Annotated in this window: 24 protein-coding genes and 1 tRNA gene; 3 read left to right on the top strand and 22 right to left on the bottom strand. The window is 33.9% G+C overall.

What is annotated here, in order from left to right; translation table 11 throughout:
- Positions 1-7: 7 nt before the first annotated feature.
- From ACFOWM_RS07690 to ACFOWM_RS07675, 4 genes are all read right to left on the bottom strand, one after another.
- On the bottom strand, positions 8-1,429 hold the full coding sequence (locus ACFOWM_RS07690) for a TolC family protein (RefSeq protein WP_379708507.1): 1,422 nt from the start codon (positions 1,427-1,429) through the stop codon (positions 8-10).
- 179 nt (positions 1,430-1,608) lie between these two features.
- Positions 1,609-1,737, bottom strand: a complete 129-nt coding sequence (locus ACFOWM_RS07685; protein WP_379708505.1) for a hypothetical protein — start codon at positions 1,735-1,737, stop codon at positions 1,609-1,611.
- Positions 1,738-1,915: 178 nt separating this feature from the next.
- Entirely contained in the window at positions 1,916-3,082 is a 1,167-nt protein-coding gene (locus tag ACFOWM_RS07680) for a trans-sulfuration enzyme family protein (protein ID WP_379708503.1), read from the bottom strand.
- Complete coding sequence (locus ACFOWM_RS07675; RefSeq protein ID WP_379708501.1) at positions 3,082-4,425, bottom strand: APC family permease; 1,344 nt, start codon at positions 4,423-4,425, stop codon at positions 3,082-3,084. Before ACFOWM_RS07675 ends, ACFOWM_RS07680 begins: the two co-directional genes overlap by 1 nt.
- Positions 4,426-4,534: 109 nt before the next feature.
- On the opposite strand from ACFOWM_RS07675, the gene ACFOWM_RS07670 reads away from it, so the two are divergent.
- Both ACFOWM_RS07670 and ACFOWM_RS07665 read left to right on the top strand, forming a co-directional pair.
- A complete protein-coding gene (locus tag ACFOWM_RS07670; protein ID WP_379708499.1) occupies positions 4,535-5,128 on the top strand; it encodes a MarC family protein in 594 nt (197 codons plus the stop codon).
- A 5-nt stretch (positions 5,129-5,133) separates the two neighbouring features.
- Positions 5,134-5,205 (top strand) — tRNA-Arg (locus ACFOWM_RS07665).
- 146 nt (positions 5,206-5,351) lie between these two features.
- Here the strand turns inward: ACFOWM_RS07665 and ACFOWM_RS07660 are convergent.
- The 18 genes from ACFOWM_RS07660 to ACFOWM_RS07575 all read right to left on the bottom strand — a co-directional run bounded on the left by ACFOWM_RS07660 (position 5,352) and on the right by ACFOWM_RS07575 (position 20,987).
- Positions 5,352-6,359: a LacI family DNA-binding transcriptional regulator gene (locus tag ACFOWM_RS07660; protein WP_379708497.1), complete on the bottom strand. Its 1,008-nt coding sequence runs from the start codon at positions 6,357-6,359 to the stop codon at positions 5,352-5,354.
- A 66-nt stretch (positions 6,360-6,425) separates the two neighbouring features.
- Positions 6,426-7,058: a response regulator gene (locus ACFOWM_RS07655; RefSeq protein WP_379708495.1), complete on the bottom strand. Its 633-nt coding sequence runs from the start codon at positions 7,056-7,058 to the stop codon at positions 6,426-6,428.
- Between the two features lies 1 nt (position 7,059).
- Entirely contained in the window at positions 7,060-9,957 is a 2,898-nt protein-coding gene (locus tag ACFOWM_RS07650; RefSeq protein WP_379708493.1) for a sensor histidine kinase, read from the bottom strand.
- A 77-nt stretch (positions 9,958-10,034) separates the two neighbouring features.
- On the bottom strand, positions 10,035-10,550 hold the full coding sequence (locus ACFOWM_RS07645) for a hypothetical protein (RefSeq protein ID WP_379708491.1): 516 nt from the start codon (positions 10,548-10,550) through the stop codon (positions 10,035-10,037).
- Between the two features lies 1 nt (position 10,551).
- Positions 10,552-12,099 carry a cellulase family glycosylhydrolase gene (locus ACFOWM_RS07640; RefSeq protein WP_379708489.1) on the bottom strand — a complete coding sequence of 516 codons (1,548 nt, stop codon included), beginning with the start codon at positions 12,097-12,099 and terminating at the stop codon, positions 10,552-10,554.
- Positions 12,100-12,117: 18 nt separating this feature from the next.
- A complete protein-coding gene (locus ACFOWM_RS07635; RefSeq protein WP_379708487.1) occupies positions 12,118-12,621 on the bottom strand; it encodes a hypothetical protein in 504 nt (167 codons plus the stop codon).
- Positions 12,622-12,624: 3 nt separating this feature from the next.
- A complete protein-coding gene (locus ACFOWM_RS07630; RefSeq protein ID WP_379708485.1) occupies positions 12,625-13,125 on the bottom strand; it encodes a hypothetical protein in 501 nt (166 codons plus the stop codon).
- Between the two features lies 1 nt (position 13,126).
- A complete protein-coding gene (locus ACFOWM_RS07625) occupies positions 13,127-13,561 on the bottom strand; it encodes a DUF3592 domain-containing protein (RefSeq protein ID WP_379708483.1) in 435 nt (144 codons plus the stop codon).
- 3 nt (positions 13,562-13,564) lie between these two features.
- Positions 13,565-14,170: a hypothetical protein gene (locus ACFOWM_RS07620; protein WP_379708481.1), complete on the bottom strand. Its 606-nt coding sequence runs from the start codon at positions 14,168-14,170 to the stop codon at positions 13,565-13,567.
- 18 nt (positions 14,171-14,188) lie between these two features.
- The gene (locus ACFOWM_RS07615; RefSeq protein WP_379708479.1) at positions 14,189-14,857 is read right to left on the bottom strand and encodes a hypothetical protein; all 669 of its coding nucleotides are present in this window, start codon (positions 14,855-14,857) and stop codon (positions 14,189-14,191) included.
- A 16-nt stretch (positions 14,858-14,873) separates the two neighbouring features.
- Entirely contained in the window at positions 14,874-15,440 is a 567-nt protein-coding gene (locus tag ACFOWM_RS07610) for a hypothetical protein (protein ID WP_379708477.1), read from the bottom strand.
- 177 nt (positions 15,441-15,617) lie between these two features.
- A complete protein-coding gene (locus ACFOWM_RS07605; RefSeq protein WP_379708475.1) occupies positions 15,618-16,766 on the bottom strand; it encodes an LGFP repeat-containing protein in 1,149 nt (382 codons plus the stop codon).
- A gap of 20 nt (positions 16,767-16,786) precedes the next feature.
- A complete protein-coding gene (locus ACFOWM_RS07600; protein WP_379708473.1) occupies positions 16,787-17,947 on the bottom strand; it encodes an LGFP repeat-containing protein in 1,161 nt (386 codons plus the stop codon).
- A gap of 5 nt (positions 17,948-17,952) precedes the next feature.
- Positions 17,953-18,612 carry a hypothetical protein gene (locus tag ACFOWM_RS07595; protein ID WP_379708471.1) on the bottom strand — a complete coding sequence of 220 codons (660 nt, stop codon included), beginning with the start codon at positions 18,610-18,612 and terminating at the stop codon, positions 17,953-17,955.
- Between the two features lie 11 nt (positions 18,613-18,623).
- A complete protein-coding gene (locus ACFOWM_RS07590; protein WP_379708469.1) occupies positions 18,624-19,103 on the bottom strand; it encodes a hypothetical protein in 480 nt (159 codons plus the stop codon).
- A gap of 104 nt (positions 19,104-19,207) precedes the next feature.
- Entirely contained in the window at positions 19,208-19,594 is a 387-nt protein-coding gene (locus ACFOWM_RS07585) for a DUF3037 domain-containing protein (RefSeq protein WP_379708467.1), read from the bottom strand.
- On the bottom strand, positions 19,572-20,357 hold the full coding sequence (locus tag ACFOWM_RS07580) for a HipA family kinase (RefSeq protein WP_379708465.1): 786 nt from the start codon (positions 20,355-20,357) through the stop codon (positions 19,572-19,574). Before ACFOWM_RS07580 ends, ACFOWM_RS07585 begins: the two co-directional genes overlap by 23 nt.
- Positions 20,358-20,987 carry a response regulator gene (locus ACFOWM_RS07575; protein WP_379708463.1) on the bottom strand — a complete coding sequence of 210 codons (630 nt, stop codon included), beginning with the start codon at positions 20,985-20,987 and terminating at the stop codon, positions 20,358-20,360.
- Positions 20,988-21,199: 212 nt separating this feature from the next.
- Between ACFOWM_RS07575 and ACFOWM_RS07570 the strand changes: the two genes are divergently transcribed.
- Entirely contained in the window at positions 21,200-25,546 is a 4,347-nt protein-coding gene (locus ACFOWM_RS07570) for a PAS domain S-box protein (protein ID WP_379708461.1), read from the top strand.
- Positions 25,547-25,553 lie beyond the last annotated feature (7 nt).

Raw genomic sequence — 25,553 nt, 5'->3', positions numbered from 1 at the left:
AATATGATTACAGTTTTAAGCCCATGCCTTTATAAAACTCTAAAACTTTCATTTTAAAAATATAGTCAATATTGTTTTGTGCTAATTCAAGCTTTGCCCTCAACAAGTTGTTTTGTGTAGTTATTAAATCAAAAGTGCCCAATACGCCTACATTAAAGCGTTTGGTTGCATAATTTAAATTAAGTTCATTAATAGCGGCTGATTTTTTACTGGCATTTAATTTTTCTAAGGCAATTAATGCAGCATTGTAAGCTGTATAAATATCTTGCTTTAGTTTTAAATTATCTTGTTGTTGTTGTAATTGAATGATATTGATGTTGAGTTTGCTGCGTTCGTAATTACTTTTTAATTGTCCGCCATTAAAAATTGGCACCGTTAACGAAAGTCCAATACCTTGTCTAAAATTATCGCTCAATTGGTTTGCAAAACTACTTTTAGAAAAGTTTGCAGTGCCAGAAGGTGCTGTAACAATATAATCAGTACCACCCACATTTACTGAACCAATAGGACTAATTTTTGGCGTAAAACCAGTAACCACTTGCGATTTGTTATTGTAATTGCTACCTAAACTAACAAAAGCGGCTAAACTAGGTAACATACTAGCTTTGGCTGCTGCTGCATTTTTTTCGGCTGCTTTTAATTTTAAATCATTAAAACGTTGTTGTGGTAAGTTTTTTAAGGCTAAATCGTACACAAAATCAGGTAATAAGTTACCAATTGGTTCCACCGGAATTTGATCAACCGGCGGTGTATCTACGTCAAAAGATGTTGCAGCATCTAAACTTAAATATGATTGTAGTAACAGCAAATTATTGGTGGTATTGCCTTTAGCGGTAATGTAGTTTAAACTGTCTAATGCTAATTGAGCCTCTAATTGCGAAGCACTTAACTCAGGCAACGCACCAGCATTTACTTGTTTACGGGTGTTAGTAAGTTGTGCCTGTGTTTGTTGAATTTGTACTGCAGTAATTTTTTCTTGCTCTTTGCTAAGTAATACTTGTAAGTAGGCATTGGCGGCTGTTAAAGCAATATCATTTTTGGCTTTATCGGTAGCAGCTAATGCAGCTTCAGCCTCCCACTTATTTGCGGCGATGGTATTACGTTTACTATAAAAGTTAAAAATATCGGCACTGCTTTGTAGCTGTAAACCTGCTGATAAGTAGGTTTGTGTAATTCTGCTAAAGGTAGTAGGATCTTGGTTGTTACCAGAGTTAATACTGGTGTTGCCAGAAAAACTTGCCGTTGGATATTGCGATAATTTGCTCTGTTTGTAATTGATGCTAGCAATTTTTGCTTGAACATCGCTCAACTTTACATTAATATTATTGGCCATTGCATAATCAACAATGGTTTTTAAGTTCCATTTTTGTTGCGCCATACAAGTGGTACTTAAACTGATGGCTAGTGCTAGAGTTGATAATTTTCGCATATACAAATTTATCATTTGTTGCGATAAAGACACAGCTAATTTTATAAGCGGAAAAAATTGATGATTGGATAACATGAATAGGCTACAAGCACATTAAAATGTACTTATAGCCTATTTAAACCAACTGTAATTGCACATGAGACGACAATAAAGTAAAAAATAATTTTACCCAAAAAATGCTAGCAAATAAAGTTTTTAAGTTTGTAAAATTCTTGATGAGCGCTAGAGGTAAACAATGATTTTACTGTTAAAGCAATGGCTTTTTTAAAAGCACTTAAAAAACGATGGGTTCTTTTAGTGTTTTTCATAAATATAGTTTTGATGTTAGGTTTACAACATCAACAATAAATTAAAATCGGTAAGTGTAACTTATTTGTGATGATTGTATTGTAAATGTACTTTCATCATTGGCTTAAAACAATAGCAGCAACACTCTTTTTAAGGTTTTGTAATTTCCGATACGATGGCGTTTTGTAATTCGTAAAACTACGGTTGTAGTGTAGCGAAGGCTTTCGAAAGATCTTTAATTAAATAATCCACCTCTTCTAACCCTACATATAATCGCAACGAACGGTGCAGTGGGTTTTGTGCATCAAAACTATCAACAGGTAAACCTGCACATTTCGGTATAATTAAGCTTTCATAACCACCCCAACTTACAGCCATCATGATGTGTTGCAGGCTTTCACAAAATGTTTCAATCGCTTTTACTGAATTGGCTTTAATGGTAAAAGTTATTAAACCTGCGGCACCTTTCATTTGTTGTTGCGCCAATGTGTATTGATTAAAATCAACATCCAACGGAAAGTACACACCATCTACCAACGGGTGATTTTTTAAAAAGGCCACCATTGTTTTTGTTGATGTACTTATTTGTTGCAAACGCATAGGCAAAGTTCGTAAACCCCTCAACAGCAACCATGCATTAAATGGTTGAATACCGCTGCCAATATTATTGTATTCGCTTTTAAAAATACGGGCAATCATGTGGGTATTGCTGCTTAATACACCGGCAACGGTATCGCTATGTCCGCTAATGTATTTGGTGGCAGATTGTAATGCAATATCAATACCACATGCAATAGGCTGTTGGTATAAGGGGGTGCAATAGCTGTTATCACAAATGGTGATGATGTTATGGGCTTTAGCAAGTTGTGCAACGGCTGTTAAATCTTGCAGCACAAAATCCCAGCTATTAGGGCTTTCTAAATAAATAACAGTGGTGTTAGGTTGAATAGCTTGTTCAAAATGCTTTGTAGCTGTACCATCAACAAACGTAGTGCTTACCCCAAATTTTGGTAATATTTCAGTAAACATTTTTTTTGCCCAACTGTAAGGCTCATGTACACTAATAATGTGGTCGCCTTGTTTTACATTAGCCAATACAGCAGCAAATATGGCAGCAGCGCCACTGTTAAAAACGAGGCAATCATCAGCACCATCTAATGCTGCTAATTTTTTGCATAAAATATCAACCGTAGGGTTTTTACCTCGGCTGTATAAATACGTACTGTATTCATCGGCAAAGGCGCTACGCATGGCTGCAACTGATTTAAATGCAAAATTGCTGGTTTGCATAATGGGCGGTGCAATAGCATTGAAATACTGTTCTCTATCTTCTCCCAATTCGTTGATGATATATGATATGTCCATTATGAAAGGTTGGTAGGTTTGCTAAACTTTTTTACGGCAAAATACAATGCTATAAAACCACTTAATATGGCAATGCCTGTAACACCTGTTATAGGTTTATCAATAAAAATACTGATGCCCACAAAGGTATATGCCAACATAAAAATTATAGGCATTAAGGGGAACAATTGCATTTGATAAATACCAGTGCCATTAAGGTGTTGAGTGGTTTTTCTGAGTTTAAAAATAGTAGCTGCAGAAAGTACCATGCCAAAGCAATCTAAAAAGATGGTGAAACTTAAAATTTCATCAAACGTTTTTGCCCAAAAAACAATAAGCATACAAAGGCTTGCAAATACACTTAATGAGGTAAACAATACATTCGTTTTAACCGTTCGTTTACCAAAGGTTGAGGGTAGCATGCCCTCATCGCTCATGGCTTGCATTACCCTTGGGTTGGCCATTAAAAGCACATTCACATAAGCCAGTACACTTAAAAATAATAGCACTGATAATATGTTTGCGGCAGCACTACCAAACACATAGCCAGCCATAATTGCGGCAATATTAGCGGATGTTTTTAGGGCTGTAAAACCTATAACGTGGTAATATGCATAGTTAATAGTGAGGTATAAACTGATGATGATTAATAAGCCAATGATAATACCTCTTGGTATATTTTTAGCAGGGTTTTTAACTTCTTCACCGAAATTGATAGATTGCTGATAACCACCATAGGTAAAGCTTACGGCAACTAAACCCAACCCAAATGCTTTTATGTATTCTCTTAATGTTGGGTTGCTTAAAGTGCTTTCTGCTGTAGCGGTAGCCATGTTATTGTTATAAAAAAACAATGGTGTTATTAATAATAATATCAAGCCTATTTTAATAATGGTAAGTATGTTTTGTGTACGAGCACTCATTTTTAAACCAGCTAAATTAATGGCATAAAAAAGTACAATTGAAATGATGGCAATCGTAATTTGAGCTGCTTGCGTATCAGTTTGGGTGGGCATAACCACTTTTATGATATATTCTGCTCCAATTAATGCAACACCAGCTAACGAAGCTGCGTTTGATATTAAAATAATACAGTTAACGGCAAAAGCGATGGACGGGTGATAGGCATAAGAAAAAATACGATAATAACCACCTGTTACAGGAAACCTGCTGCCAATTTCAGCATAAGTAAGGGCACCACCAATGGCTATAATACCACCAGCTATCCAAATGCTAAAAAATAATATAGGGTTGGGTGAGGTAGCAGCCACATTTGCAGGGGTTCTAAAAATACCCATGCCTATTACTAAACTTACCATAATCATGGTAAAATCGAACAAATTTAACTTTGGTTTTTGTAACATAATTTGAAGATAAAACAATATTGATTGTTTACCATTAACCATGTATAATTAATGATAGAATGAAGCCATACCCATTTTATAATTTTATATTTGTGAAAAATTGAGCGCCATGTTTGATGTAGGACAAATCATGATAAAAGAAATTATTACAGTATCATTTACCTTATTTGCGGTAATTGATATGCTGGGTAATGCGCCTGTACTTATTTCATTAAAAGCAAAAATGGGGGGTAAAATAAATAATGTACAAGCTACCTTAGCCTCTGGCTCATTAATGATATTGTTTTTATTTATAGGCAAGCAGTTTTTAGATTTGTTGGGGTTAGATGTAAAATCGTTTGCGGTGGCTGGTAGTATTGTTATTTTTATAATTGGCTTAGAGATGGTGTTGGGGCTCGATTTTTTTAAGGCAGAAAATAATGATAAAAGTGGAAGTGTGGTGCCGATTGCTTTTCCCTTAATTGCTGGTAGTGGTACGCTTACCACTATTATGTCGCTCAAAGCCAATTATGAAGATGTAAATATTTTATTGGGTATATTAATTAATTGTGTGGTTATATTTTTGGTGTTAGGCTCACTAAAATGGATTGAAAAAGCGTTAGGTCCGAATGGACTGCTAGTAGTACGTAAATTTTTTGGAGTGATATTATTGGCCATTGCGGTGAAAATATTTGGGACTAATATTGTAAAATTTGGAAGATAATTTTTGGCCTCGTAGTACAATGGATAGTACAAGAGTTTCCGAAGCTCTGGATTCAAGTTCGATTCTTGACGAGGCCACATGTAACACTTTGCTTTAATAGCAGAAAATAGCTACACTGCCCAAGGGCTGCGGTGTATGAAGGGTTTAGCCCAAGGCACGAGGGCCGCAGCCCGTAATACGCCGAACAACTGCTGCCACCTGCACCATTGTACAAAGCCCCCCATTATTTTTTGGTTGAATTGCGTACAAATAATTGCGACTTCAATACAATTTCTTTGTTAGGTATTTTTTCGTTTGCGGTGGCTTCAATTAATTTAAACAACACAGCCGCAGCCTCTTTGCCAATTTCGTACGCAGGTTGCGTAACAGTGGTGAGTGATGGGTTTAAAATATCAGCCGTTTGTAGATTGGAGTAACTAATAATTTTAATATCCTGCGGAATTTTTAAGCCTAGCTCCTGACAAATTTCAAAGCTGCAAATGGCCAACTCTTCTACACAAGCAAAAATAGCATTGGGCCTGTTGGCGCTGCTTAATAATTTTCGTATTTGTTGCTTATTGGCTTCCCTACTATCATCGCAAGTGAGTATATAATTTTTATTGATTTTTAATTGATGGTTTTTTAAGGCAGCTTCATACCCTTCTTTACGATTATTGGTGATAGATAAAATATTGGAGATACATAAAATGGCAATTTTAGTAGCGCCATTTTTAATGAGGTGCTCCGTGGCTTTTAAGGCACTTTCATAATCGTTGGTGGTAATTTTGGGCGCTTCAATATTGTGTGGAACCCTATCAAAAAAAACGAGTGGTATATTTTTATGTTGAATTTCTTTTAAGTGGTGTATAGATGATGTGTGGCTGGTTAACGACATCATAATACCATCAACACGACCATTTTGTAAGTGTTTGGCAATGGCTACTTCTTGCTGTACATCATCATGCGTTTGGTAAATGAGTACATGAAACCCCTTTTTTTGAATGAATGATTCGGCACCATTAATGGCCGATGAAAAAAAGTTATTGGCAATTTCGGGTATTACTACTGCTATGGTTTTGCTTTTTTGCTTGCGTAAATTGCTGGCAAAGTGGTTGGCGTGGTAATTATGTTCTTTCGCTTTTGCTAAAACGAGTTTTTTTGTTTTTTCACTAATTTCTTTACTATCTCTCAATGCTCTTGATACAGAGGAAATAGATAAGTTAAGCTCTTGTGCTAATTGTTTTAAATTCATAACTCAGTGGCAATGGTAGCTGAAACAACTTTAATGATTTCATTAATTGCATAAAATTACGAATTGTTATTTTATAATTTTTAATCTTAATCCTTTTGCTACCGCCTCAGTGCCACTAGCCACATGCATTTTTTGATAAATATTTTTTAAGTGCGTTTTAACGGTTTCTATTGAAATGTTTTTTTGTGCTGCAATTAATTTATAGGGCAAGCCTTGTGATAGCATACTGAGTAACTCAACCTCACGATCGCTGAGGTTATGGGTAATATGTGCATGCTCCTCTTTAAATACTTGCATTACCTTACGTGCAATTTGTGGGTGCATGGGAGCACCACCACTAAATACATCTTTTATGGCCGCTGTTATTTGGGCCGGACTATTTTTTTTAAGTAAGTAGCCATTGGCTCCTGCCATAAGGCAACGGTAAAGTTTATCTTCATCTTCATATACCGTAAACATAATTACCTGTACATCGGGCAATATTTTTTTTACTTTATATACACCTTCAATACCACCAATACCGGGCATATCAATATCCATTAAAATAACATCTGGTAACTTGTTGTTATCAATATCGTTTTCAATATCATCGCAATGGCCGTAAGCACCTATTACTGCCAGTTGTTCATCAGCCTCAATTAATAGTTGAAGGGTATCACGTAGGCTTGAATTATCCTCGTATATTAAAACGTTGATCATGTTATAATTTAATTTGTAGGGTTATAGTTGTGCCTTTGCTACTACTATCAATGAAAACTTGTGCACCTATTTCAGTAGCTCGTTGGTGCATGCCTTTAATGCCATTTCTTTTATCGATATTGGCTTGGTTAATACCTTTACCATCATCTTTAATAACAATACTAAGTTGTTTATTGGTATGAGTAAATAGTAATGCTGCATGTTGTGCTTGACTGTGTTTGGCAATATTATTTAAAGCTTCTTTCACCAATAAGTAAATGGAGCGTTTGTGTTGATTGGGTACAAAAATAGTAGCTGCATCATTGGGAAGTTGATGGGTGAAGTTGATATTTTTTGCATCAAAAATATAAGTACCGTAATTAATAAGTTTATTGAAAATTTGTTGGATGCTATTTTCTTCTTTTTTTAAACTCCAAATTATTTCATCTAGTTTAAGTTGCAGTTGCTGAACATCTGTATTAATTTTTTGAACATAGGTTTTAGGTTTATCTGCCAGGGTGGTGCTTTCTGAAAGCATGGTTGAAAGGATGTTGATACTGCTTAAAGTAGCACCTACATCATCATGCAAATCTTGTGAAATATTGGCTCTAAATTGGTTGATACGGCGTAGTTGATTGAGCCTAAATTTAAACAAGGCCCAGCCTATTGCAATACCAATAGCCGCTAACAGTATAATGAACCAAATGGTTTCAATAAATTTTGGTTTTGCAATTATGGTGAGTAGCAGCTGTTTGTTTTGCCACATATCTAAATTATCTGACACCCTTACTGCAATGTTATAAGTGCCAGGTTTAAAGTTTGAAAAGGTAAGCGTTGGAATATGATCTAAATTTTGCCAAGCACCATTGTTGATAGCATATTGGTAATGTATTTTTTTGGTGTCGCTAAAGTTGAGCGCCGAAAACGAAAATTGTAAGTTGCGTTGTGAAGGGTTAAGGGTAATGGTGTTATCAAACACATCTACCAATGAGTCGTTTACTTTTAGTGATGCTAATACCAGTTTTTCTTGCAGGGTACGTTCAAATATTTTATCAGTATTAATGATACTTACTTTTTTATTAAAACCCACTGCTAAGCTATTCGTATCAATAACATCAAAAGCATAAATAGCGGTATTAGAAGGTAAGCCTATTTGAGTGGTGAGTGCAAATAATTGATCGGTTGCAGGGTTCCATACCTGAATACCTTCTTCTGTTCCAAACCAAATTTTACCATCATTAAGTTCGGCAATACCTTCAACATGATCGTTGATGATTTTGTAATGATCAACTGAAACTATTTTAGTAGCTATTCCTTTTTCGTTGATCATATTAAAACCACCATAACCAGAAAACAAAAGATGGTATTTTTTAGACTTTGCAATACGGTTGAAATAATCGCCAATAAACATTGCTTCTTTATTGGTACGCCTAGCGATTGGTTCAAATGAATTGTTGGTAAAATTAAATTGGGCTAAACCATAGTTACTGGGCATCCACCCGGCTAAAAATATTTGTGCTTCATCGTCTTCAATAATATCATTCCAAATATTATCTTTCCCAAAAATGTTATTGTTTTGTACAGTGACTGTTTGAGCAATTGAAAACGTTGGGTTATTTAACACCAATGGTGGTGCATCTTTTAATAATAGCCACACATATTTTTTGGTGATTAATATTTTTTTTATAGCAATGGTATTGCTAACGGCATTCATTGGTTTAACGTAACTACCATCAAAAACTAATAAGCCATTATTGGTGCCTATAAGCAATTGGTTGCCCGTCCAGCTGATGAAATTGGCTTGCGTAGGTAATGCTATTTTTTTAAAGGAGGTATATAAATCGCTCAGGTATAATTCGCCAACGGTAGTAAGTATGCAATAATTGTTGGAGGCTATTTTTATAACTTGTTTTACAGCATTTTCACCTTGTACCGTATTAGGTATTGCAAAAGTTTTAATGGCGTTTGATGGTGCCGTTAACTTTACCAAGCCTTGGGTAGTACATACCCAAATATAATGACTATTAGGTGCACAATAAATGCTGTTAATAATACCATCGTTATCATTACCAATATAAATGATTGAAGGTTTACTGTTGTTGGCATTTAAAATAAATACCTTTTGTTGGGTTGCAATTAAAATGTTTTTAATGCCATTATTGTACATGCACGTAATACTTACAATAGCATCGTTACTGGGTAAAGTATAAGTTTGTATATTTTTTTTACTAACCGTATTGATGAGGTAAAATTGGTTGCCAGATGCTGCTATTACAGAATCATTCCCTACAATAGCGGCAGTTGAAAAATTACGTTTGTTGATGCTGTTATCTGGAAATAAAGTGAGGGTATCGTTTTGCTTGGTCCAAATTTTTAAACCAAATAAGCTGGCAATCCACACTTCATTTTTATTGGGTTGCAATATGGTAGCTAATCTATCAGTACTTACATTAAAATCATTTAATGTAAAACTTTTAAAACTTTTAGTAGTGGGTTGAAAGTATTTTACATGTGCAAAATCGCAGCACCAAATATTGCCCCAACTATCTTTAAAAATATTATTGTAATGATCGTTAGTGGGATCACTATCTGTAAATTTTGTAGCAGCAATACTGTTTATTTTTTTGTTGTAAGGATTTAATTCGTTTAAGCCAGTATTGTTGTTGTAATAATAAAATAATTGATTGTTGGCATTGTATAAACTCAATACATCGCCTCTTAGTTGGTTGTTGTTATTGAAATTATACCCATCGTATTTGCTAATGCCTTTTTTTGTAGCTAACCATAAATAGCCCACACTATCAACCGTACAACTTTGTATGTAGTTAGATGGTAAACCAAACTCAGTTGTAAAAACATCAACCGTAAAATTATTTTGTGCTATTACTGCTGTGCCACCGTAACCTAAAGTGGTGTACATGATTAGTAAAAATAATTTCAATTTAAACATGAGAGCGGCAGTAAGTTTACAAGTAATACAATTTACGACAGTTTGTTTTATTTTGTTGGTATAGAAAGTGTGTTGATTTTTTGTAAAAGTAATTGTTGAAACGCTGCTGTATTTAAACACTGTAAGTAAGCAACATTTATAATATTATCGCTTAATACATCAAAAGTAGCTGGTAATAACCAATTGGTATTTGTATTGGGTGTTGTACTAATTTTTACTTTATAACGATTGGGGTATAGGGCCATTTCTATGGCCATATCATCATCTACCAGCCAAATAAATGTTTGGCTTGGTAATGATATGGGTAATGCTTTGTAGATTGATAATGCTGCCATACTATCTACCTTTATAAACGTAGGTTGAATGTTAATATAGGTTTTACCGATACGTCTTTTTTTGCTCACCAATGGTTTGTCTTTATATATTACTGTTGCTTTAATATTTTCAAGTGATATATTTTTAGGAAGCTGAAATGCGTATATATTGATATAAGCCCAACTTATTTTTTGTTGAGCATTTACTTTCGTTGTAATAAAAATGAATAATATGAAATAGCATTTCATGTTAGTGTGCAATGATTATTTTATGATAACTGAAACTATTATTTTGCTGATGCCATATTTTTAAAATGTACCAACCATTTGGTTGATGACTTACATCAATACTATTATTAAACGTGATGGCTTTTTGTAATATTGTTTTTCCATTGCTATTAATAAGTGTTGCCCAACCAATGCTATTGGCTTCTATTTTTATTTGTTGATTAACTGGGTTGGGATATATTTTTGTATTGCTGGTTGTTGTATTACAGCTTGCCACATTACTAAGCCTACTGCCATTTGTAAGAGCAGCCCTAAAAATTGTTGCAGTGGTAATATTTACATTATTTATTACTATTGAGCCATCAATACTTGTATGTGTAAATTGTTGTTGTGTTTGCCATGTAGCACCATTATCTGTACTAGTTTGTAGTATTATATTTTGTTGTAGGGGGATGTTATTAAAATCTATTTTTAAACCAATGTTATTACCAGTGTTACAATTTATATGCAATTGTAGGGCAGTTGTTGCTAATACTGTTGCATTGCCAAAGGTGCTGTTTAAACGAATGGCAGTATTGGCCAAACCATAGGTGCTGTTATTGGTAATATCTAACCCAAAAGTGCCAAGGTTGTTGAATAGACCAGTACTTGTCATTTCTCTATTTGCACAAGCATCGTATTGCCAGTTCCATGCCAACCAACCAATTTGTTGCGTTTGTAAATTATTTAATAATGCTTGGTAATTGAGTACGTATTGGCAGGCCGTTGCATCTGATTGGTAGTTAGATATTTCGCCAAATACAAATGGCAGGTTACTATTTACCATCAGTTGTACTTTGTTTGCAATAGCTGTTGCATCGTTACCCGTAATGCTTATCCAGTAACTATGTACACTAAAAATGATATTGTGTAATGGGTCGTGTGTGAGTAGTTCGTTACCAACGGCTATGAGTACATCGGGGTTGGTGCCACAATCTGGTGCATCAATCATAATGGGTTGTTTGTAACCAGCATTACGAATAGTGGTGATGATTGTTTTGTAATTATTTTTATAAGTATTTAAAGCAGCCGTAGTGCCACCTACATAGTTGTAGTAACCAAACTCATTAGCTAAATTAATAACACTGTAACGTTTGTGTTTGTTGAACAAATTAATAACGGCAGGTTGTGTATACCAATTGGTTATTCGAGTTGCGAAGGTAGCCCAATCGTTGCCACAGGTAACATCCCACAAACCAACAATGGGTATCATTTTATAACGGGCACAACGGGTGAGCAAACTATCTAAATGAGTGAGGTTATAAGTTGGTCTTGTTGGTTGCCCATAATCATTGTACCATTGAATACGAACTGTGTTAGCTTTTGTTTTTTCAATTTCACTCAAACGTTCGTTGCCGTTGTTCATATTGCTGGGGAACGACCAATCATCTAACACGGAATAATTAATACCTTTTAAAATAATTTTTTCGTTGTTTTTGTTAAACAAAAATCTGCCACTTACATAAAGTGAATCACCTTGTGCATAAGCACTGCAATGCATTAAAAAAAATAGGTATAATAGATTTTTCATAATACCGGGTTATATTATTTATATGATTGTATTAAACTGCTTATTTAACCTCATATACAAATTATATAAAATAGTTGCATCTTTTAATTGTTGTATGAGCTGCTGTTTTTTTAAATTGTTTTTTTCTTTTTTAATTAAACTTTGGTGTTTATCGTACGCAGCCATGCTTGCTACACAAAATAATTGCTTATTAGTTATACCATCATTATAAAACCAAGATGTTAAGCCGTAACCACCACAAATACTTGGCTTTACCTTGACTTTGTTTTGATAAACAACAATACTGTCTACCAAAACAAATATCATAGCCGTACTATTTTTTAAAGTTGAAGTATTTAGCACAGTACTATCATGTTGCTTTGGTAAATCTTTTTTTGAAAATGATTTTTTAATACCATCTTCTGTAATCGTAATATACCCACTTGTAGGAATGATGCCCCTTGAGCTGTAAGAAGCTGTTATACTACGTTGGGCTATTGCCGAAGTATTTAAAAGTAATAAACCAATAAAAAATTTAAGCATACACTACATATTTGGTATAGTTATATTTTTGAAAGTTGCTGTAATGGTGCCACTCGGGGTGTCTGCAGCTTTGGCTTTCTTTTTATCAATTTCGTACAAAGTACCTTTAAAAGAAGCGTTAACAGTTTTGCCTTTAACGGTGAAAGTAATATCACCTGCTAGTTCATAAGCAGTACCATTAATAAGGGCAATAGAACTATTGTTTTTATCTTTTATAATGGTTTGTTTACCATTAGTTATTTTTTTGACCAATAAATGAATTTGGCTTGGGCTATTAGATTTTACCAAACTACTGCCAACATCGTATACACCATTTTGGTTTTTTATGATGGATGCTGCATCGGTAACCGTGGCGCCTTTACCACTAAAAGTTACGGTGCCTTTGCTGTTATTTTGATCTTTTAATTGTGCAATTAATGCATCTACCTTTGGGTCGCCTGAGGTTTGTGCATGTGCCATTAATTGACTGGTTACAATTAAACTGAGTATAATAATTTTTTTCATGTTATGATGTTTGTTTTTTAAAAATGAATTGAAAGCCAATTAGTATAAAGAGTAAGCCAACAGCGCTATACAATACATAAAAAATCCAGCTGGTCCAGTTTACAATAACTGCATGTTGGGGCTCATTTTGTAAATAGGCCACTTCAATGGTTTGGTTTACTTTAAAGTACCTATAACTACTGTTGTTCCATGATTTGGGTAACGATGTTTTGTATTTAGTGATTATTTTTTGGTCAGTATTTGTTACAAATTCAAAAGTGGGTTGTGGCTTGCCAGTATTATTTATACGTTGGTAGCCAATAATGGTGCCCTTTGTATGTACCCCTTTTAAGTTGGTGACAAAATATTTATACATAGCACCTGCTGCAAAATATAACGCAAAGCAACCAGCAGCTATCATTAATAAACCTATTAATTTTTTGTTTTTGATCACCATCTTTTATCGAAGTATCACTTTTATACTAGAAATATTATCATTAAGTTCGGCAACTTTATTGCCTTTATTATCTTTAAAGTTTTCACTACGGTCGTTAAAAACATTAATATCTGTTCTATAACCAATCCATGAGTTGTTGGTACTATGTTGTAAGTTGGCTAAGCCAAAACCTTTTAAGGTAGTTGTGGGGCCATCAAAATTATCGTTGAGGTAAACGGTTACGTCAATGCCTTCAGGAATAAGCATGCTACTAACTTTATCATTCCAAAACAAACCCAAAGCTGCAAGATTATAATTACCAACTTTTAAAACTTTTTTGGCGCCATTAAATAATATATCTTCATATACCCATACTTCATTGCCCTTAGGGCTAAATGCTTTGAGCTCAGCATCTCTCTTTTCAACCATTTTTTCGTAGTCGGTTTTTTGTTTTTGTGGACGAAGTGCAAATAAGCTATCCACCATTTTTGATTTTGATGATGCTATGTTGGATAGTTTATTGTTGGTTTGAATATTTGCAGGTTCTTTTAAAGCTGCGTCAATCTTATTCTGCGCCACTGATACCATGCCAAAGCAGATAATCCAAATTGTGATGATTGTTTTTTTCATATTGTTTATGTTGAGCTGTTATTTACCGTATGATATTCTATTAATTACAAATTGTACAACGTTATTGTTATTGCCAATACGTTTTTTTATGAATCCACATGCAGCATTTGATTGGTTAAATAATTTGTACGCAGCTTGTAAGCCACTGCCCATGTTTAGGTTGTCATTAAAGCCAACTAATCCCATTGAACAAGTTTCGCCTAATGTGCCAGGCATTATTTCAATATTGTATTTGCTTGCAAAAAAATTGTTTAACGCAGCCACAATTACTTTTGGATTATCGGGTGTAGCTTTTTGTGCTAACCTATAATGAATGGTTGTATAACCCCCACTTACTATACTTGGGAAAATTCCATTAATGGGCTCAATAACTTCAAAATTTTTGATGATGAATTTATTGCTGCTCTTGCTTTGTATGAGTTTATCAATATCAAACCAATTACCGCTATTGATGGTGATATAGTTTAAAAACAAATTATTGTGTTCGTTCGGCTTATTTCTAAATAGCTCATAAATTTCGTTATTGCTAAGTATACCATCTTTAATAGAAATATATACGTCAACCGTATCAACAAATTGGTTGATTTTATTGCTGCTTATATCCTTGGCATTAATAGGTTTTCGTATTTGTGCAAAACCATTGCTCATTGCACATAAAGTAACAATTGTGATCAGTAACTTTTTCATTGTAGTATATTTTTTATTATTCGTTAATGGCTTTTATTGGTAAGTTGATGATGTTGCCTTGTATGGTTTCTGTAACAGTAGTATCGCTCAGTTTATATACGTTTAATATAAAGCTGCCGCTCACCAAACTATCAGTAACATTGGTGAAAGTGATGCTGCCTCCTTTTTGTTTGTAACTTGTTGGTGTGCTGTATTTGTATTCGCCTTCGCCTTTAGTAATGGTATTAACTGCATCAATAAAATTGCCGAATAAGTTTGATGTAAGGGTAAATGTACCAACGCTAATTTGTTTGTTTAATACAGCTACTAGCTCATACATGATGTTGTTATCGCTATTTTTTTGCTTTACCATTATGGTGCTGTTGCAATCATTATTAGCATTGCACTGTGTTGTAATTTTGCCTACAAGGTTTAATGTTTGTCCTTTAAAAATGGCAGTTATTTGCGGTGATGTGGTATTAGGTTTTTGAGAAGTTTCGGTGATGGTGTTACTTGTTTTTTCAGTGGTATTTACAGGCGCAACATTGTTTGCATTGCAACTAATAAAGATGATGGTTGTTATGTATATTATTTGTTTTTTCATATCGAATTTTTTTTGATGAAAATTGAACAACTGTTAAGCCTAACCCAGATTGGCAGTAGTAGCTGCCGCTTTTATTTAATTTACATTATAATAACCTTTGTGGCGGCACTACTACAGAAAGCTGGAAACTAATGTTACATTAATGGATAATGTTGAAGCTTTAACCTCATTACACTATCAAAGATTTTTTATTTGTAATTTATATTTTATGTTCACGTAATCTGAGCCATCGGTTAAGTGATCATTTATGTTTAATATGTTATTGTTTCTTATAATTTCTTTCAGTTTTATTTCTTTGTACGGATGGTTACCATTGTTATAACGCCATGAGCCGTTGTTGTTCTGTAGTTTTAAATAATCATCAGCGCTCGTTTCATCATGATCGTTTAGCCAATAAGTAATTCGTATATATGCATTGTCATTTATTTGGGTTTGAGATAAGTTGTAGAATCTTTTATATTGATTATTATTTTCAACAAAACTTAATTTACCTCTGCTACTAGTTTCTTCATTTAAGTATCGAGATTTATCGATGTTGAATAAGGAAAATGATTTGCCATCGGCGTCTATTACTTCTGTGCCATTACCTTGGTACACTCTAATATCCATCCAACCATATAAATCAATGTAGTCTACAATTTCTAAAGCACCATTTTCTTTACCAGATATACTCATAGGTGTAAAAGTGAGTTCAAATTGGTTTGAGTTATCTTTTGGTGGTGTTACAGCATTTGGATTATTGCTATACAACACTGGTTTGTTTGGCGCAAAAAATAAAGTACCTTTTTCAAATTGTTGGTAACGTGTGTAACCATCAATAAAAATTTCAACTTCGTCAGTTGTAGGAAATCCCAACTCGGCACTATTTTCCCAACCTTTTTTTGACCAATAATCTTTAAACGCACCACCTATACTATGATAGCCAGTTGTAGGGCTATAATATATACTGCCACCATCAAAATGTTGGTAAGTGCCTGTTCGGTTAGGGGTATTTTTAGGATCGGTTGTGGGAAAGCCAAGCCAGCCCATTTCATAATTGGCAGCTTGGTATTTTTTCATGGTTTCGCCCCAAATAGCAAATGCTTGGTTGAGCCTAGGGTTGTAGTATACCCAACCTTTTTCGTACCTTAAAAAATAGCCACCTTTGCCTGCTGTAGGCCTCATAATGTTGCTTTCAGTATGTATAGCGCCTAAATTTTTTTGTTTGGCTTTAACTGAAATCATTTGTGCAATATCGTATGTTGTATTTGCAGGTGTTGAATTGAGCTGAGCAACTATTTGTTTATTACAAATAGAGCATAGTAGGATGACTAATAACGCTTTCATTTTTATAATTTATGTATTGATTATTTACGTTCAAATGCACCCAGTGCTTTGGTATAATAAATAATGCCGCCTTGAAAATTTTGTGCTACGCCATCACCGAAAGAGTATTCATCGCTTATAGGTAAACCAAGAGGGCCTTGTTCCCATTTTTTAGAGGCGTAATAATCAAAAATCGGTCCTTTGAGAATAACGAAGGCATCTTCTTTATCAAATTTGCTATTGGGTTGTTTTACAATACTTTCATATATAAACCCCTTTTCAAATTCGGCAAATTGAGAGATTCTAATTTTAGGGTAACCACGGTTGGGTGTTACTAAGTCACCAAGATAAGAATTTACACCTCCAGTTTCTCTCCACTTGTTGTATAATCCACGTGTATTTCTTGATGAATTGTATATGATTTTGTAAGCACTGGCTTTAGTAGAAATTACTGCACCAAACTCAAAATATTGAACTGAGTTATTGTTTTTAATGATTTCGTCACTAGTAGGGTAGCCTAGTTTACCTCTTTCTTTACCTTCTTTATCCCACACATTGTAAATTAAATTAGGTATGCTATAGGTACCAAGGTTGGGGTGAAAATAAATAGCACCACCTTCAAATAAATTGTAGCGGCCAAACTTATCGCTAGTAGTTAATTCGCCTGTTTTTGGAAAGCCTAAAAAGCTATTTTCCCAACCCAAATTTTTCCATTTATCTCTTATTGCTCCATGTATTTCATTGGCGCCAGTATTGGCACTCCAATAAATACTGCCAGCATTAAAATGCTGACCAGCACCTGGTTTGTTGGGTGTTTTAAACTCATCACTAATTGGATAGCCTAAAATTTTAGCTTTATTTACTAATTCAACATTATAAAACTCTTCTCTTATGGCTTTCCATAGTGCAAATGCTTCATCTTTATACAACGCTCCTTTTCTATAAGGCGGCTTTACATAATAAATGCTGATGGAATTATTTACTATAGTGTGGTATACGTACGATAACTCAACTACATCATTTGTTGCATTTAAAACGAACGATGATGTTTTAATATTGAGTGCTTTTATTTTGCTCAATATTTTTTCTGCTGCTTGTACATCAACAGGGTTGTTTGGGTTAGTGGTAGTACCGTAAATTACCTTTTGGCCAAAGCTTAATTGGCTGAATAGAATGGTTATTATTACTGCTGTTTGTTTCATATTTTTTATTTACAATTATTATAGTCATTTATGATTTGTAGTAGTACAGCTTTACGACGTAAATCGCCATTGCTCACTACAAAAGGGTAGAAGTAGTTTTTATCTTTCGATTTTATTTTGGCTGCTAAACTGGCGCAATCACTTACAATAGCACTCATTTTATCATCAAAATTGGGCGTAAACTTGTTGCTCTCTACACTGTATATTTCGTTATTAGCAGCACCAGGTAGTTGTATAAAATATTCAGTAGTTAGCTCATCTTTACCAGTGCTATTATTACGGGTTAGTTTTTCATTTTGATATAAATCCATTTTACCGCCTGGCTGTGTAAGTTGCTTTACAAACCTATTAGCATCACCACCCCAAAAGCGGCTACCAATCAATGTTTTAACGCAATAAGTGCTTCCGTTTAAATATATGTTTTTGATGTTGTTTATGAAGTAATCTTTATACGCATTGCTAGCACCTTCGGCAAATTGAATGCGGTTTACGGAGCTGTAATCATCAAAAGTTTTAATGCTTATTTTGCCATTTAATTGTTGGCCATTGGTAAGGGTGAGTATAGCAGGTTGCCCTTGCATATTATTTACAGTACTGTAATAAGGTGTATTACAAGCCTGTAACAACATGAAACTAAAAAAAATAATAACTATAATATTTTTCATACCTGTTTAGTTTATGGAATGATGATGCCTGAAAATGAACCATTGATATGCTGTGTAGTGCTGGTTTTGTAACCACCTTTGCCATCTTCTTCAAAAAGTTTTGCATTGAAAGCACCCGATAATATTTTACCTTCTGCAGTGAGTTCAATTTGCCCATTATTCAACAAATACGTTTTGTTATTCAGCCAAATGCTACTTTGGTTTTGTTGGTTTAAAAAAGGCTGCACACCATTATTAGTATGTGTGAGTGATATCAATATATTTTGTTGATTATTGTTAACGGCTGATGTAATATCGTACCCCTTATCATTGGGTTTTTTAACCATGATTACATTTAGTTTGTATTGATGGTTAAAGCATGAAAATTGAATAATGCCGTTTCTTACAAGGCTAATTTTTTTTGTTGGAATGTATGGTGTATTTGCTGTACCGTTACTACTAAAAAGTATTAAATAGGTAATAATGTGTAATATGATTGCCTTGTGCTTCATGAAATAATTGAAACACAAAACTACTATTGCTACTAAAGGCTTTTATACCTCATTTGGGTGAGTTTTCAGTAAAAGTTGGGAGAGTGATTTTTGGCGTAGTAATATTAATTGGTAACGTAGGCTTCAAATAATTGTTGAAGCGTTTCGCCTGCATTAATACAAAACCCTGGGTGTACTTTTGATGTTTGAATAATAGTGCTTCTATTGGCAGTAAGCCACCTAAACCTATTGATAGCTGGTAATTGACTAATGGGGCTATTTACAGCAGTGCCTTCACAAATTTGTTGAAATGCTTGAAAATAGCTGATGGTTTCTTCCAGCTCAATTTTTGAACAAAAATGTTGAATACGTTGGTAATTATTTGTAAAAATGGTTTGTAAAAATTGTTGTTGTTTGCAAAAAAGCACTACCCCCACGTTGATAAATTCTTCTCTTTCAACATGCGGTACCAACCTAATTACAGCGTATTCATATAAGTGTTTCTCTTGCATGGTTGGCTTGGTTTATAAAAATAGTGGCAGCACTTAAACGGTTGGTTAAAAATTGTACATAGGCATTTCGGTGTTCAGCAATTGTGGCGAAAGGTGCATCAACGAGCAACCATTCATCGGGTATGAGTGACACCACTTCTTCAAAAAAAGTTGGGGTTAATAGCTGCTGATACGTTTCATTTACAATGGCTAATTCGCTGGCTTGTGGTAACAATACATGGTCTTTAATCATGCTGAATGGCGACTGTGCTTGCTTTTCAGGATTATCCCATGAGTGGTGAAAATAAAAAGCGGCTCCATGATCAATGAGCCATAATTCTTTTTTCCACCATAACATATTAGTATTTCTGCAAGTTCTATCAACATTCATTATAAAACTATCGAGCCATACAATTTTAGAGGCTAATGTTGCGTCAACTGTAATCACTGCTGGGTCGTATGTTAAAGCACCACTTAAATAATGTAAGGCTAAATTACCCCCTTCGCTGGCACGTAATAAATCTTGTATTTCCTCATCGCCTTCAGTACGGCCAAAGGCTTCATCTAATTGGGCAAAAACAATTTCGGGTATTTTAAAACCCAGTTTTCGAGCTATTTCGCCCCCTAGTAGTTCTGCAATAAGTGCTTTGCAGCCTTGCCCTGCACCTCTAAATTTTACTACATATAAAAAACCATCATCAGCTTCGGCAATGCCTGGTAATGAGCCACCTTCTCTCAAAGGTGTTACATATCTGTTTACTTGAACGGTTCTTAATGATAGCATTTATTTGGTTTCAAATGAATCAGCCAATTGTTTTAACTCTAGCAAGTTGGTTACCTTAAGTTTGGTGAAAATGCGACTTTTATGGGTGCCAACAGTAGAGGTGCCTAGGCTTAAATCAGCTGCAATATTACTCAAAGTTTTGCCATTGAGCATCATTGTAACAATTTCAAATTCTCGAGTTGATAAAATGCTAAAAGGGTTATTGCCTTTTTTAATATTATCACCATCGGCTAAAGAAAACAACATAGCTTCACTCATATACTTTTTACCACTTAATACTTTTTTGATAGCTATTTTAATTTCATCTAAAGGAGCATCTTTACTTATAAAACCCAAAGCGCCTGCTTTTAAAAAGCGCATGGCAAAAATATTTTCGGGACTCATGGAAAACACCAGCACTTTAATGGAGGGGTAAAGTAATTTAAACGTTTCCATCAGCGCAAATGTATCAGTATTGGGCATTTGTATATCAAGCATCACCATATCAAACGATTGTTGCTGTAAAAGCAACAAAGCAGATTCGCCATCTTTTGCCTCTGCAATTTGAATATCCATAAATAAATCAGCCAAAAGTATCTTTACTCCAGTACGTACAACAGTATGGTCGTCAATTAAAAGAAATGATGTCATGGTTAGTTATTTAGGGTTAATGGCTCAAAACTAAGCATTCTGCCATCAATATTTAATTTTCTTATTATGGCATTTTTTATGACAATTAATTATATAGTTTTCAAATGGTTAATTTATAAGTAAATTGCTATATACCAACTAACATTACATAAACAGCATTTTCGTTTATAACATCGGCAGTTTTGTATATAACCTGTAGTAAATAATTTTTGATGAAGCAGATTAGTATACCTTATAATTTAAAACTCATTTTTTTTAGCTCCATTATTATTACTGGCATTTTATTAATACTGATTTACATCAATATCAGTAATACTGCTGCTGAAAATAAAAAAGAAAATGCCACACTGGTTACTTTGCAATATTTAGAAAATACACTAATTAAGCTACAAACTATTGAAACTGTAAAAAGGGTGTATGTAGCCACAGGCGATGCTGTTTTTTTAAAAGAATATCAAAATGCAGTTACTGATGTTAACCGCACATTAAAAGAGTTACGCTATTTTAATATTCCAATAAACGTTGATAGCAGTGCCATCAATAATTTAAAAAAACAAATTGAATTTAAAATTGCCCACACAAATAAAGTAGTAGAAAGTAGGAGGGTTATTGGTGTTGATTCATCTACATTTATAAATGATGACATTACTGATAAAACACTGATGGATGCTGCGATACAGCCATTAAGTAATTTGGTAAACGATCAACGTAATAAGTTAAACGAGTACAATCAAACAAATCAAAAAAATGCTGATTGGTTAACACTTTTATCAATAACATTAGCCATTGTTTTTGTTATTACAGGTGCCACTAGTTATGTAATTATTAGAAAAGATTATAGTAAGTCGGCAGCCATCATTAATATACTCGAGTACAATTCATCTTTACTAAACAATATATCTGATGCTATTATAACGACTGATACCAATGGCTTCATTACTGAATGGAATGGCTTTGCGGCAGAGTTATATGGCTATACTTTTGAAGAGGTTAAAAATAAACCTATTAACGAAGTATTAAAAGTATTGCAACAGCCAACCAATAATACAACGCAACCAATTGATAACAACATACAAATTCAAAATGGCGAAGCAATACATCATCATAAAAATGGTACTGCTTTTTATGTAGAAGTAAATAGCTCTTTTTTTAAAAATGCCCAGCAAGAAGTGATTGGTGTTATTGCTACTATTAGAAACATTTCAAAAAGGGTGGCTTTGCAACAACGCCTTACCGCTCTATCTGAAAATTTGCAACAACAAGTAAATCAAAAAGCAGCAGAGTTAACTTTTTTTTACGAACGTATTGCAGATGCATTTGTTGCTTTAGATGTTAATTGGAACTATACTTATTTAAACAAAGCTGCTGAACAATTGTATGGTAAAAACGCCCATGAGTTGTTAGGTAAAAACATTGGTGTAATGTACCCATCGTTAACCAACGAACCATTTTACAATGCATTGCAACAAGCTCAAAATACACAATTACCACAAAATTGCGAATACTTTAATGCAGAAAATAATACATGGCAAGCCATTTTAATTTACCCTGCTAGCGATGGTATTTCATTTTATTACCACGATATCACCAGTAGAAAAGATGCTGAACTTAACTTGAAAAAAGTTCACGAAAAGTTGAGTTTTCACATTAATAATACGCCATTAGCCATTATTGAGTTTGATGCTAATATGAAAATTACCCAATGGAGTGAAAAAGCACAAGAGCTTTTTGGTTTGAGTGATGCAGATGTATTTTCGCCTGAGTTTAATGTAACACAAATTATTTATGAACCCGATGTACAGTTGGTTTTTGAGGCCATGTTGCCTTTATCGAGCCATCAATCATCAAGTATAATTATTAAAAATAGAAACATAACAAAATCTGGTAACATCATTTTTTGCGAATGGTATAATTCTGTTTTAAAAGATGATGATAATAATGTAATAGGTATTCTATCACTCGTAAAAGATGTTACCAACGATAGCATTAACCAACTGCAATTAAAAAATGCTGAAGCCAAGTTTAGAGGTCTTGTAGAGCAATCAATGGTAGGTGTATATATACGCAAACAAAATAAATTATTATACGTTAATCCAAAGTTTGCCGAAATATTTGGTTATACCGAAGCTGAAATTTTAGATGATTTTTCATCTTACACTTTAGTGCATGAATCTGATGTGGAGCATACCAAACTTCAATTTAAGAAGTATAACGATGGGGTTACAAAATTTCATCATTACGAATTTTTAGGTGTAAAAAAAGATGGTACTAAAATTAATATTGAAGTATTTGGCACCCTTACTACGCTTAACAATGAAGAAGTTGTAATTGGTTCTATTATTGATATTACTGATAGAAAGAAGGCAATAGACAAACTCAAAATTTCTGAAGATGCCCTTCGCTCCGCAAATGAACGCTTTGAAATTGTATCAAAAGCTACCAACGATATTATTTGGGATTGGGATATGCAAACCCATGAACTAAAAGGAAACGAAATTTTTCAACATTTTTTTAATGTTGCCCCACACCAAAGTTTGAAGTTTGAAGATTTTTTAAAAAGGGTACCAATAGCACAAGTTGAATTGCTTCGCCAAAAATTGATAGCTGTATTAAAACAACAAGAAACGCTCATTACGTATGATTATACATTGATGAATACAGATGGTTCAGAAAATTATTTTTATAACAGGGCTTACATTATGTACAATAGTGAAGGCAGGGCTTATAGAATGATTGGCGCCATGCAAGATGTTACTGCACGTAAACAAGTAGAGCAACAGCTGTTGTTTGAAAATCAATTATCAGAATCTATTATAAACAGTTTGCCAGGGGTGTTTTATTTGTTTGATAAAAATGGTCAGTTTAAACGATGGAATAAAAATGTTGAAACAGTTACCGGCTATAATGCCGCTGAAATGGCAACCCTTAACCCTTTACAGCTTTTTGTTGATGATCAAAAAATATTAGTACATCAAAAAATAATGAGTGTTTTTGAAAATGGTACTGATAATGTTGAAGCATTTTTAACCACCAAAAACGGTAACTTAATACCTTTTTATTTTACGGGGATGCGAATTGTTTATAAAGGCGAACCTTGTTTATTAGGGATAGGATTAGATATTAGTGAAAAAGTAAAATCGCAAGAAGCCCTCATCAAAAGTGAGGAAAAGTTTAGAACCTTGGTGCAGCAAGCTTCAGATGGTATTATTATCACAAATGAAGAAGGTATTATTTATGATGTAAACGAAAAAATTGCATCCCTTACTGGTTATAGTTTACAAGAGTTAAGTGTAATGAATGTAAATGATATTTTTTATGAAGATACCGTCTTAAAAAAATCATTTAGGTACCGTGAAATGACCTCAGGTATGGTGTTTTTATCTGAACGAATTATTAAACGCAAAAACGGCAAGTTCATTAATGTAGAAGTGAGTGCCAAACAATTATCTGATGGGCGTTTCCAAAAAATTATAAGAGATATTACTGAACGTAAAATGGTAGAAGAAGCATTGATAATTTCTGAAAAAAAATACAGAATTTTATTCAATGAAAATCCAATGCCAATGTGGATTTTATCATTGCCAGAAAGAAAATTTATTGATGTAAATGCTGCTGCTATTGCTTCGTATGGTTATACTAGAGAAGCATTTTTACAAATGCATTTGGCAGATATACACCCAGAAAAAAATTGGCAGTTTGATGATAGTTTATTGTACAAAGATGGTGGAGTGGTTCGGCATCAAGGCATTTGGAATCATCAAAAAAAGGATGGCACTATTATTAAAGTAAATGTAATATCACACAATATAATGTACGATGGTGCTTCGGCTATTTTAGCCTTAGCAAACGATATTACCGTAAAATTTGAGGCAGAAGCTAATCTTAAAAAATCGCATGAAGCCTTACGTGAGTTGGCATCTCACCTAGAGGCCGTTCGTGAACAAGAGCGTACCCATATTGCCCGTGAAATACACGATGAACTTGGCCAACAACTTACTGGTTTAAAAATGGATATTTCATGGTTGAATAAAAAAATACGTTCAGAAGATGCCGCCATTCAACAAAAAATGAAAGATGCCATTGATTTAATTGACCAAACAGTTATTTCTGTAAGAAGAATTTCAACCCAATTACGCCCAAGTATTTTAGATGATTTAGGTTTAATTGCAGCTATGGAATGGCAATGCGAAGAGTTTGAAAAAAGGTCAGGTATTCAATCGAAAATAATATCAAATATAACAGAAATAAATATTGGGGCCGATGTTGCAACGGGTTTGTTTAGAATATTTCAAGAAAGTTTAACCAACGTTTCTCGGCATGCTAAAGCCACACAAGTTATTACCAATTTTATGAAGTACGATGACCACATCACTTTAATCATAGAAGATAATGGTATAGGTTTTAAAGAAGTTGAAATTGCCAATAAAAAAACTTTAGGGCTATTAGGGATGAAAGAAAGAGTATTATTGATCAATGGTACCTATGAAATAAATGGACAATCAGGTAAGGGAACTTCTGTAATAATTACAGTACCTTTATTTAATAACAACCAAAACTAACTGTACC

Source organism: Ferruginibacter yonginensis (assembly GCF_042651465.1).
Classification (GTDB): domain Bacteria; phylum Bacteroidota; class Bacteroidia; order Chitinophagales; family Chitinophagaceae; genus Ferruginibacter; species Ferruginibacter yonginensis.
This window is presented reverse-complemented; position numbering and strand designations above follow the sequence as displayed.